Consider the following 9996-nt stretch of genomic DNA (forward strand, 5'->3'; position numbering starts at 1 on the left):
AAGAGGGGCGGGAGGTCAAGGAAGGGGGCGGCGACGCGGCAGCACCAGAACAGCCAGCCCACCCAGAATCAAGGTCGCGCCGATCCCTGTGACGAGGTAAATCGCGACAGCGACGGGCGGGGTGACCGCGGCCAAGGTTGTCGTGCCGGCCAAGATGGCGGCCACGTGCAGTCCGATGATCGGAAGCAGGAGCGAGCCTCCGAGCGCGAATAGAATGATCGGAAGAGATCGTTTCATGTCAGTCGCATCGGCATCGTCAGATGCCTCCCGTCCTTAAACCTCATGGTCAGATGCGAGCCTGCCGGTCCAGGCGTGTCAAGGACCGGCCGCTGGCCGGTCGCTTCGCGGCGCGCGTTCCGCGCGTCCTTGAGACGCCTGGACCGGCAGGCAGAATGGCCGCCATGAGATTTAAGCCGGGGCTTGGCCGCGCCGCCCCCAGAACTCACCCCTTCCACCGCTCATCCCGGCGAAAGCCGGGACCCAAGCCGAGGTAGGACAAGGTCCGCGGGGAGGACGATCTTGCGGTGATTGCCTTTCCTGAGATTCAGCTTGGGTCCCGGCTTTCGCCGGGATGAGCGCTGTTGGGGGCTCAGGTTACCCCAACACCCGCGCCAGCTCCGCCCGGAGCGCTTCCACGTTCCGCCGCACCTTGGCTTTGTAGGCGACCACTGCGCCCCGATCGACGGGCCACATCTGCTTCTCGGGTTTGTCGACGCCGAAGATGTCGAGGAACATCGAGCGGAACTTGCCGGAGACCTGGGCCGGATCGTCCATCTCCCGCTGCTCCTGGTAGCCGACCTCATCGGCGGCGGTGAGCGCGCAGAGCAGCGGATGCATGCGCGGCGAGGCGAACTGGCGGTAGCTCTGATAGCGCTCGATCAGCCGGTCCAGCGGGCTGTCGTCGAGCACCTCGTCGCCGACCCGGAACAGCTCGTCGCGGGTCCAGGCGCTCATCGGGCAGGCGTCGATCATCCAGTCGCCGAGGTGATGGATGTTGGCCCGGCCGCCGCCATAGAGCCCGACGTCCTCCTCGTGCCGCGCCCACCAGCTCTCCATTCGGTCCAGCAGGCTCGCCAGCCGCGAGGCGTCGATCGTCTCGCGGTACTGGGTCCCGAAGATGCCGACCGTGCGCCCGGCCCGGTCGACGAGCCCGAGCAGTTCGTCGGTCAGCATCGGCTGGAAGACGCTGTTGCCGACGCCCAGGATCAACAGGTCCGGCGCGCCCTCCGCTGGCGCGTCCCAGGGATAGTGATGGACGTGGCGGACCTGGGCGTTGGGCGGCAGGACCTGGCTCAGCACCTGGCCGCCCAGCCGGTCGCCGAAGTTGCCGATCGAGTTGTAGGAGAGCACCCAGACCGTGCGCTCGGGCGCCGCCTGCCCCGCGCCGGGTTCAAGGCGCAGCAGGAACTGGCCGGGCGTCACCTCCGCGCCGGTCACCCGGCCAAAGCCGGCGGCGGCCAGCAGGCCGTTGAGCTCGTCCTTGGTGAAGTCGTTGACCCAGCCCAGCGCGCGGCGGTCGGTGGGGCCGCGGTCGCCGGCGAGGCAGTAGCTCATCACCACCGGGACGTTGAGCGCGCGGAGCTTCGCCAGGAACGCCGGCGCGTCGTAGATATACTCCAGCACGCCCAGGACCGTGACGATGTCGCAGGCCTGGCCGGTCGGGAACTCGCCGGCGTTGAAGTCTTTGACCAGGGTGCGTGCGTCGCGGGCCGTCAGGTCGCAAGGCTGGTAGCGGCAGCCCATCGGCAGGAACCGCTCCAGCGCCATCGCCCCGCAACCGAGGTCCAGCACCGCCGCGCCGCGCGGGATGTAGGCGGCGGCGCGGGCGGCGCGCTGGTCCCAGGCGGGCTCAAGCTGGGCCGGGTCCTCCCAGCGCGGGCGGTCGGTGGCCCGCGCGGCGATCACCGCCCTGCGGCGGGCGAATTCCTGCTCGGCGTTCGGCGGGTCGGACTCGGTTCCCATGCGCCCGCCTTAGCACGGGTCCGGCGCAGGGCCGAACGGTGCGCGATTGATGTCCGAAAGCCGCCAGCGGCGCGCGGCGAACGGGCCTATATTCCGCGCATGATCAGCTATGCCCTCTTCGAAACCGTCATCGGCTGGGCCGGGGTGGCCTGGGCCGACCGCCAACGCCTCGTCGGCGTCTATCTGCCCGAGGCAGATCGCGAGAACGCCCGGCGCAGCTTCCTGCGGCGCTTTCCGGACGCCGCCGAGGCGGAGCCTTCGCCGATGGCCGCGCACGCCATCGCCGGCATCCGCAGGCTGATGGCTGGGGAAAAGGTCGACCTGCTGGACATCCCCATCGATATCGAGCGCGTCCCTGAGTTCAACGCAAAGGTCTACGAGATCGCCCGCGCCATTCCGCCCGGCGAAACCCTGACCTACGGCGAGATCGCGGTGAAGCTCGGCGACAAGCTGCTGGCCCGCGACGTGGGCGCGGCGCTCGGCAAGAATCCCTGGCCGATCGTGGTGCCCTGCCATCGGGTGACCGCGGCGGGCGGCAAGCTCGGCGGCTTCTCGGCGCGCGGCGGGGTCAACACCAAGGTCAGGCTCCTGGCCATCGAGGGCGCCAAGGTGCTGGAGCCCGCCCCGCCGCCGCCGAAGAAGGCCGCCGCCTCGGCCCAGCCGTCGCTGTTCGAATAGGCCGGCCTAGCCCTTCATGCGCCCGTAGAGTTCGGCGATGGTCCTCACCGCCCGCTCCGCCTCGGCCCGGTCGATGACTTCCTGGTCGTTGCCGTAGCCGAACATGTCGCCGCCCCAAAGCGCCTGGACGACGATGCCGTCGCGCCGCGAGAGCAGGCTGACGTCCTTGTAGAAGACCCCGTAGTTCACCTCCGGCTGCGGGATCAGCCAGGCGATCTGGCCGCGCACCGGGGTGATGCTTTCGTCGCGGCACAGCGCGCGGGCGCCGTAGCCGGGGCAGTTGATCACCACCTTCTCCTTGAGCGTGGCGAGGTCGCCCAGGCTCTGGAACTCCCGGTGCTCGACGCGGCCGCCCATGGCCAGGAAGTCGGCCATCAGGGTGTGGCCGTAGTCGGCGACGTTGAACTGCATCTGCGAGGTGCGCCGCACGTCGGCGCCCGGGAACGGCGAGGCGCCGGGCGCCAGCACCTCGGCGCGGGGTGTCAGGTCGCGGATGCGGTCGCGGAAGTCGACGAACTGCAGCTCCGGGCCGGTCCTGGCCCCCTCTGGCTTAACGGGCGCCGGCTCGGTGGGCGGATCGGACAGGAAATAGCGGTCGCTCCATTCCACCGGGCTGTCGGCGAGGCCCAGGTAGCGGCGGAAGCGCTTGAAGGAGATGCGGGTCATCTCCTCCCACTGCGCCGCGAACTGCGGTCCGGCCTTGTCGGCCAGCGCGATGCGGCTGTCCGGCGTCCAGCTGCCGGTGGCCCGCGCCGAGCGGGCGTCGGGCAGCAGGTCCCTGGCGTAGATGGTCACCTTGGCGCCGGCCTCCTGGGCGAGGATCGCCGACGACAGGCCGATGGCGCCGCAGCCGACGACGGCCACCTCGCGCGGGCTGTTCGCCATGGCCTTGCGCACCGCCAGCGTCCCGGAGCCCCAGGAGAGCGACCAGCCGGAGCCGCCATGGCCGTAGTTGTGCACCACCAGCGCATCGCCCACTTGCTCGGCCTCGATCCGCGGGCCCTGGGCGCGGAACGGGCGCAGGCAGACGGTGATGTCGAACACCCGGTCCATCCGCGCATGCACCGGCCAGATCGGCGTGCTGCGCTCGGCGAAGGGCAGAGTCGAGATCGGGCCGCCGGCCGGCCCGCCCGCGCCGGCGGTGGCGCAGCCGCCAAGGCTGAGGAGCCCCGCGCCGGCCGAGCCGAGCAGCAGTTGGCGGCGGTCCAGGGCGGTGAGGCGCGGCGGCATGGCGAATCCGGGACGTAGAGATGAGCGCAGGCCGCTGAGCTTAAGGGCGCCGGATGCGCCGGTCACCTGGCGCCGTTCACCTGCGCCGGGCGTCAGCCGCCGCGCGCGGCCACCGCTTCCGCGCGGCTGATCTTCTCGGCCTCGTCGTAGGGCACCCCGAAGGCGGTCAGGATCAGGGCGATGACCTGCGTCGTATGGACCTCGGAGGCTTCGCCGGCGACGAGGTCGCGCTGGATCATCCGCATCGCGCCGAAGGCCAGGGTCAGGGCCGAGGTCATCTCGATGGGACGGAACTGTCCCAGGCGCATGCCTTCGCGGTAGAGCCGCGCGAACAGCGCCTCGAAGGACGCCACCCGGGGGTTGCGCGAGCCGGCCAGCTGCAGGGCGACCCAGCCGCGGACCGGGTCGGCCACGTGGGCGGCGAGCACCGTGTGCAGGCTGCAGGCGAGCAGGGTCGCCGGATCGCGCCGCTGGCGCACCACCGCGTCCAACAGGGCGTCGAGGTCGACGGCCACCCGCTGGGTGAGCGCCCCCACCAGGTCCGCGGTCGCCGGGAAGTAGTTGTAGAAGGTGCCGCGCGAGACGCCGGCCGCGCGGACGAAGTCCTCGATGGAGACGCTGGCCAGGCCCTTCTCGGCGATCACCGCCTCGGCGGCGGTCAGCAGGCGTTCGCGGGTCTGGGCGCGGCGCTGTTCGGCGGCGGCGGCGCGGGCCTCGAGATTGACCCGCATGGGCCGCCGTTCGCTCATCTACCGTCGCCGACTCACTTCAGTTGGTCGAGATGACCTCTTATCAGGGCGGCGACCAGTTCGGCCACCGGCCCGCCCTGGATCTCGTGAGCCGCGGCCTCGACGCCGAGCGCGTCCATCATGGCGCGGTGCGCCTTGGGCGAGATGGCGATCACCGCGCGGGACGTGGCGCGCGAAAGGGCCAGCGCGGTCTGGACGTCGATCTCCAGGGCCTGGGTAGGCACAGAGGCGAACTCGCCGGCCGAATCTGGGGCCGAATCTGGGGCGGAATCTGGGGCGGGATGGGCGGGCATGCGGCGGGTTCCGTAAGGGAACGAGGCGGTCGCGCCCGGGCCTCGCAGGGCCTCGCGCTGTCCAGTCTCGTTGAGCGTGTTCAATCGGGGAGCGTGTTCAGTCGGGCGCCGCATATGGGTGGCGCTGACAGTTGTGTCAACTTGAAAGGCCCGCGATTTGGGTAATCCAGATTCAGCCCGCGCGATCGGCGTGGACGCGCCGGTGGGCGGCGGCTAACGAAAGGCCATGGCCATCGGCGTATTCGATTCCGGCGTGGGAGGCTTGAGCGTCCACCGCACGCTGGTGGCGCGGTTCCCCGAGGCCGACTTCATCTACCTGGCCGACCAGGCCAACACCCCCTATGGCGGCCGCTCCGGCGAGGAGATCGTGGCGCTGACCCGCGCCGGCTGCGAGCGGCTGTTCGCGGAAGGCGCGAGCCTGGTGGTCCTGGCCTGCAACACCGCGTCGGGCATCGCGCTGCGGCGCCTGCAGCAGACCTGGCTGCCGGGCTACCGCCGCGAGCTTGGGCGGCCGGTGAACGTGCTGGGGATCATCGTCCCGACCATCGAGGCGGCGACGGGTCTGCCCTGGGAGCACGAGGCCGAGCGGCGCGGCGACAAGGTCGAGAAGCTGGACGTGCTGGCGGTGTTCTCCACGCCCCAGACGACCGCCTCGCGGGTCTATGAGATCGAGATCGACAAGCGCCGCCAGGACGTCGCGGTGTTCTCGCAGCCCTGCCCGGAGCTGGCCGGCATGATCGAGGCCGGCGCGCCGCGCGAAGCCCTGGCCGGCGCCATCGCCGAGCACGTGAAGGCGGTCAGCCAGTGGATCGGCCGGGCGCCCGACCGGGCGATCCTGGGCTGCACCCATTTCGAGATCGTCGCCGACCTGTTCCGCGTGGCGCTCCCGCCAGGCACGCCGCTCATCCACCAGCCGCAGGCCACGGCCGACGCGCTCGCGCGCTATTTCGAGCGGCATCCGGAGTACGATGTGGGGACCGGCGCGCTTCGGCGGTTCCTGACCACCGGCCGGCCCGGCGTGCAGTCGGGGCTGGTGGAAGCGTTCTGGGGAGCGCCGCTGAGGTTCGAGGGGACCTGAGCGGCCGGATCTTAAGAGGGATGGCGATGAACAAGACGGTCTTGAGCGCGGGCCCCGCGGCCCTTCTGTTGGCCCCGCTTCTGCTGGTCGGCGCGGCGCGCGCGGAGGTCGCCGACAAGTCCACCGCCGGGTTCGAGGTGACGGAAAAGGCGACCATCGCCGCCGCGCCGGGCAAGGTCTGGGACACGCTGATGCGACCCAGCCGCTGGTGGTCGCCGCAGCACACCTACACGCACGACGCCAAGAACCTGTCGTTCGACGGCTCGGGGTGCTTTTGCGAGATCCTCAAGAAGGGCGCGGTCCGGCACATGACGATCGTCTACGCCGACGGCGGGACGCAGCTGCGCCTCGCCGGCGCGCTCGGGCCCCTGCAGGCCACCGGCGCCGACGGCCACCTGAGCGTCACCCTGACGCCGGCCGGCGCCGCGACCGATGTCGTCATGACCTACGACGTCGGCGGCTACGCCAAGGGCGGGCTTTCCGAGATCTACGCCGCCCCGGTCGACCGGGTGCTGGGCGAGCAGCTGGCCCGGCTGAAGAAGGCGGTGGAGACGGGCAAGCCGGAGTAAGGCTCGCTCAATCTTGGCGGGGAAAATCAGTAGCTAAAATTCTCGTCATCCCGGACGGCCTGCAAGGCCGAGCCGGGACCCAGGAGCCACCGCATTGCAGAACCCCTGGGTCCCGGCTCTCCGCTTCGCTACGGCCGGGATGACGGGTTGGGGTTGCTAACCCGGCCGATCTCTCAATCATTTTTGGTGCGCCCATAGAGCAGGTCTATATCTGGCCCATGCTCCCCACCCTGCGCCAACTGCACTACCTCAAGCTGCTCGCCGAACAGGGCAGTTTCGGCCGCGCCGCCGAGGCGGCTCACGTCACCCAGCCGACGCTGTCGTCCGGCATCCAGGAGCTGGAGCGCACGCTGGGCGCCCCGGTGGTCGACCGGGCGCGGTCCGGGGTGATCCTGACGGCGGTGGGCGAGGAGGCGCTGCGCCGCGCCACCGTGATCCTCAACGAGGCCGAGGAGCTGGTGGAGGCGGCCAAGAACGCCGGCCAGCCGCTGACCGGGCGCTTCCGGCTTGGCGTGATCCCGACGGTGGCGCCGTTCCTGCTGCCGCGCGTGCTGCCGCTGCTCAGGACCCGGTTCCCGAAACTGCGGCTGTTCCTGCGCGAGGACCTGACGCAGCGGCTGATCGCGTCGCTGAAGGCGGGCCAGCTGGACGCGGCCCTGATCGCGCTCCCCTTCGACATGCAGGGCCTGAACTGGGCGCACGTCGCCGACGACGAGCTGCTGGCCGCCATGCCGGCCGGCCACCCGCTGGCCAGGCTCAAGTCCACCGACCCCGCCGCCCTGGAGGCCGAGGACCTGATCCTGCTGGAGGACGGCCACTGCCTGCGCGACCACGCGCTCGCCGCCTGCGGACTGAAGCCGCCGAAGACCGCCGCCGGCGAGGAGGGTTTCGCGGCGACCTCGCTGCCGACCCTGGTGCAGATGGTCAGCTCGGGCCTCGGCGTCACCTTCCTGCCGGCCATGGCGGTGAACGCCGGCCTGACCGACAGCGCGTCCGTCGCCACCCGGCCCATCGCGCCGGCCGGCCTTGATGGCGGGGGGGCCAGCCGGGAGATCGTCGTCGCCTGGCGCGCCGGCTCCAATCGCGCCGCCGAGGGCCGCCTGCTGGCCGAGGTGCTGCGGGAGTAGGCCTTTCGATAGACCAATTTAGACATATCGAAATACGCTTGCGTCTTCGATCCGGTTTAGATATATCGATAAGCACCCCGCCAAAGGAGGGGGCTTCGATATGCACAGACACCATCACTTTTTCGGCGGCCGGGATGAACACCGCGGCCGCGGACCCTGGGGCGGCCACATGCGCGGCATGGGTCATCACGGACATCATCACCGCGGCGGCCGCGTGGGCCGGTTCCTGGAGCACGGCGACCTTCGCTTCGTGGTCCTGGCGCTGATCGCCGAGCAGCCGCGTCACGGCTACGAGCTGATCAAGGAACTGGAAGACCGCACCGGCGGCGCCTATCGCCCGTCGCCCGGCGTGATCTATCCGACGCTCGCGCTCCTGGAAGACGAGGGCTTCATCCGCCCCGTGACCGGCGAGGCCGGCCGCAAGCTCTTCGAGGCGACCGACGAGGGCCGCGAGGCGCTCAAGGCCAACCAGGCCGGCGTCGACGCCGTCTTCGGGCGCATGGCCGAGGCCGCCGAAGGCTCCGACACCACCCGTCCCCGGGTCGGCCGGGCGATGAAGAACCTCGGCATGGCGCTGGCCGGCCGCCTGGCGCGCCGTCCGATCACGCCCGAAGAGATCGACCGCATCGTCGCCATGATCGACGACATGGCCGTGGCGATCGAGAAGAGCTGAGGCCCATGCCGATGCGCTCCAGCTCGACGGTCGTCACCGACGCCGGCCACCGCTACATGGCCCAGCTCTGCAAGCACTTCGCCCATCGGGTCCCCGCGACGCTCGGCGAACGCGAGAGCCACATCGCCTTCGAGGCCGGCCAGGTCTATCTCCGCGCCTCGCCGGCGACCCTGATGATCCTGGCCGAGGCCGGCGCGGCCGACGCCCTGACCCAGATCGAGGGCGTGGTGGAGCGCCACCTGAAGCGCTTCGCCTTCCGCGAGCCGAACCTCGCGGTCGAATGGCGCCGCGCGCCGGCCAGCTAGGGAGACTCCCGTCGTGTCCGACACCGAACCCGCCGCACGGCCCTCCCGGCTCGACCCCGACAAGGTCAGCCGCGCAAGCCTCAGTCCGCGGCGGGTGGGCGAGCGTTGCGGGGCCGCCCCCGGCGCCTGGCGGCCGCGTGTCGACCCGGGACGTTGCGAGGGCAAAGCCGACTGCGTCGCGGTCTGTCCGCACGACGTCTTCGAGGTCGGGCCGATCGCAGACAGCGTCTACCGGGCGCTCCCGCTGCGCGCCCGGATCAAGGTCTGGGCGCACGGCAAGAAGACCGCCCACATCCCCAACGCTGACGCCTGTCAGGCCTGCGGCCTCTGCGTCGCGGCCTGCCCGGAGCAGGCGATCAAGCTGGTTCAGGGCTGACGGATCTTCCCCCGGTCCGCCGTGGATTCAGGGATTCAGGAGCTTCCGCGTCGCTACGTTCGGCACATAGCTGCAGGGCAGGTTGGGGCTCCGATAGTTACCTTGAAATGTGACGTGATCGCCGACAGCTAGCGCCATTTTAGGAGGAAGCACCACTACGGTCCGCCGTCCGTCAGGCATCTGAACCACGGCCCGCTGGTTGTTCAGGTAGGCTGGATCGATAGGCGCCCCGATGGTCGCCTCGGTCCTCGCCAGCGCTGCCATAGCGGCTTGATTGTCCATCAGGAGGACGACAATCCCTTCGCCGCCAGTAGAGGGCGATTGCAGCATCTTGATCGGACATGCCGGGGTCGGCTGATCGTCCGCCGCAGCAGCTGACCAAGCTGACATCAGCGACAGGCCGGCAAGGGCCCCGTAAAATATCTTCGTCGTCATTTTGAGCACACCCACGGTTGCATCGAACGATGGATCGCTGCTGGGTTCAAGCACGACGACCCGTACCGCCCACTCAGTCCATCAGCTTCTGGCTCAGGTACACATAGTGCCGGGCCCACCGCCGGGCGTTCAGCTCCGGGTCGGCGTCGTTGGCGTGACCGCCGAAGGTCTGCTCGTAGTAGAGGTAGGGCAGGCCCATCTTCTCCATCATCGCGGCGAACTTGCGCGGATGGCCCGGGTGCACCCGGTCGTCGCGGGTGTTGGTGGTGATGTAGGGCTCCGGGTATTTCACCCCGGCCTTGAGGTTCTGATAGCCGGAATATTTGGCGATGAACTCACGGTCGGCGGGGACGTCGGGGTCGCCATATTCCGCCACCCACGACGCGCCGGCCGACAGGTGGTTGTAGCGCAGCATGTCGATCAGCGGGCTCTCGATGACGATGGCGTTGAACAGCTCCGGATGCTGGGTCATCGAGACCGTGGTCAGGATGCCGCCGTTCGACCGGGCGTAGATGCCCAGA

14 protein-coding genes and 1 pseudogene are annotated in these 9996 nt (G+C 70.1%); 7 read left to right on the plus strand and 8 right to left on the minus strand.

All coding sequences use genetic code 11. The annotated features are described in order from the left end of the window. Window positions 1-15: 15 nt before the first annotated feature. Both VKQ35_RS15120 and VKQ35_RS15125 read right to left on the minus strand, forming a co-directional pair. The gene (locus VKQ35_RS15120) at window positions 16-237 is read right to left on the minus strand and encodes a hypothetical protein (protein ID WP_324363044.1); all 222 of its coding nucleotides are present in this window, start codon (window positions 235-237) and stop codon (window positions 16-18) included. A gap of 357 nt (window positions 238-594) precedes the next feature. Further along, window positions 595-1962: a class I SAM-dependent methyltransferase gene (locus tag VKQ35_RS15125; protein WP_324363046.1), complete on the minus strand. Its 1368-nt coding sequence runs from the start codon at window positions 1960-1962 to the stop codon at window positions 595-597. 99 nt (window positions 1963-2061) lie between these two features. Here VKQ35_RS15125 and VKQ35_RS15130 point away from each other — a divergent pair, with 99 nt between their 5' ends. Further along, a complete protein-coding gene (locus VKQ35_RS15130) occupies window positions 2062-2640 on the plus strand; it encodes a methylated-DNA--[protein]-cysteine S-methyltransferase (RefSeq protein ID WP_324363048.1) in 579 nt (192 codons plus the stop codon). Between the two features lie 6 nt (window positions 2641-2646). Here VKQ35_RS15130 and VKQ35_RS15135 read toward each other — a convergent pair whose 3' ends face one another. The 3 genes from VKQ35_RS15135 to VKQ35_RS15145 all read right to left on the minus strand — a co-directional run bounded on the left by VKQ35_RS15135 (window position 2647) and on the right by VKQ35_RS15145 (window position 4843). Next, window positions 2647-3870, minus strand: coding sequence for an FAD-dependent oxidoreductase (locus VKQ35_RS15135; protein ID WP_324363050.1), 1224 nt, complete (start codon window positions 3868-3870; stop codon window positions 2647-2649). Window positions 3871-3962: 92 nt separating this feature from the next. Beyond that, on the minus strand, window positions 3963-4619 hold the full coding sequence (locus tag VKQ35_RS15140; RefSeq protein ID WP_324363052.1) for a TetR/AcrR family transcriptional regulator: 657 nt from the start codon (window positions 4617-4619) through the stop codon (window positions 3963-3965). 14 nt (window positions 4620-4633) lie between these two features. Beyond that, window positions 4634-4843: a hypothetical protein gene (locus VKQ35_RS15145; RefSeq protein WP_324363054.1), complete on the minus strand. Its 210-nt coding sequence runs from the start codon at window positions 4841-4843 to the stop codon at window positions 4634-4636. A gap of 295 nt (window positions 4844-5138) precedes the next feature. Between VKQ35_RS15145 and VKQ35_RS15150 the strand changes: the two genes are divergently transcribed. Together VKQ35_RS15150 and VKQ35_RS15155 are read left to right on the plus strand one after the other, a co-directional pair. Next, a complete protein-coding gene (locus tag VKQ35_RS15150) occupies window positions 5139-5990 on the plus strand; it encodes a glutamate racemase (protein WP_324363056.1) in 852 nt (283 codons plus the stop codon). A gap of 26 nt (window positions 5991-6016) precedes the next feature. Further along, window positions 6017-6559: an SRPBCC family protein gene (locus VKQ35_RS15155; RefSeq protein WP_324363058.1), complete on the plus strand. Its 543-nt coding sequence runs from the start codon at window positions 6017-6019 to the stop codon at window positions 6557-6559. Between the two features lie 26 nt (window positions 6560-6585). Here VKQ35_RS15155 and VKQ35_RS22065 read toward each other — a convergent pair. Continuing rightward, window positions 6586-6701, minus strand: a pseudogene (locus VKQ35_RS22065) (hypothetical protein); the annotation flags it as partial. 76 nt (window positions 6702-6777) lie between these two features. Between VKQ35_RS22065 and VKQ35_RS15165 the strand changes: the two are divergent. From VKQ35_RS15165 to VKQ35_RS15180, 4 genes are all read left to right on the plus strand, one after another. Next, window positions 6778-7686, plus strand: a complete 909-nt coding sequence (locus VKQ35_RS15165; RefSeq protein WP_324363060.1) for a hydrogen peroxide-inducible genes activator — start codon at window positions 6778-6780, stop codon at window positions 7684-7686. Window positions 7687-7786: 100 nt separating this feature from the next. Further along, complete coding sequence (locus VKQ35_RS15170; protein ID WP_324363062.1) at window positions 7787-8359, plus strand: PadR family transcriptional regulator; 573 nt, start codon at window positions 7787-7789, stop codon at window positions 8357-8359. Window positions 8360-8364: 5 nt separating this feature from the next. Further along, the gene (locus VKQ35_RS15175) at window positions 8365-8664 is read left to right on the plus strand and encodes a DUF2218 domain-containing protein (protein ID WP_324363063.1); all 300 of its coding nucleotides are present in this window, start codon (window positions 8365-8367) and stop codon (window positions 8662-8664) included. 13 nt (window positions 8665-8677) lie between these two features. Continuing rightward, window positions 8678-9040 (plus strand): ferredoxin family protein, encoded by a 363-nt coding sequence (locus VKQ35_RS15180; protein ID WP_324363065.1) that lies wholly within the window; start codon window positions 8678-8680, stop codon window positions 9038-9040. A gap of 27 nt (window positions 9041-9067) precedes the next feature. On the opposite strand, the gene VKQ35_RS15185 is transcribed toward VKQ35_RS15180, so the two are convergent. Both VKQ35_RS15185 and VKQ35_RS15190 read right to left on the minus strand, forming a co-directional pair. Continuing rightward, window positions 9068-9529, minus strand: a complete 462-nt coding sequence (locus tag VKQ35_RS15185) for a hypothetical protein (RefSeq protein ID WP_324363067.1) — start codon at window positions 9527-9529, stop codon at window positions 9068-9070. 19 nt (window positions 9530-9548) lie between these two features. Further along, the coding region (locus VKQ35_RS15190) for a prolyl oligopeptidase family serine peptidase (protein ID WP_324363069.1) at window positions 9549-9996 on the minus strand (448 nt) is incomplete at its 5' end.

Source organism: Phenylobacterium sp. (genome assembly GCF_035309685.1).
Taxonomy (GTDB): domain Bacteria; phylum Pseudomonadota; class Alphaproteobacteria; order Caulobacterales; family Caulobacteraceae; genus Phenylobacterium.